This window comes from Cupriavidus sp. SIMBA_020 (genome assembly GCF_046535395.1).
Lineage (GTDB): Bacteria > Pseudomonadota > Gammaproteobacteria > Burkholderiales > Burkholderiaceae > Cupriavidus > Cupriavidus campinensis.
In genome coordinates, this window is the sequence record NZ_JAWRWU010001036.1 from 1 (window position 1) to 257 (window position 257).

Consider the following 257-nt stretch of genomic DNA (forward strand, 5'->3'; position numbering starts at 1 on the left):
CTCGTGCCAGTAGCGGTCCTGATACATCGAACCGGCCACGCCCACGCTCTGCGTGAAGCGGCCTTCGGACGGCGCACTGCCCTGCTGGTACTTGCCGGTCAGCAGGCCGCCCGCCAGCGGGTTGTACGGAATCACCGCGAGCCCTTCCTCGTTCGCGAGCGGCAGCAGTTCGCGCTCGATCTGGCGGAACAGCAGGTTGTAGCGCGGCTGCACCGACACGAAGCGCGCGCAGCGCAGGAAATCGGCGCGGCCGAGCG

1 protein-coding gene is annotated in these 257 nt (G+C 68.9%); it reads right to left on the reverse strand.

From position 1 onward, the window contains the following. A partial coding sequence (locus tag SB751_RS32630) for an aldo/keto reductase (RefSeq protein ID WP_410749333.1) occupies positions 1–257 on the reverse strand: 257 nt, incomplete at both ends.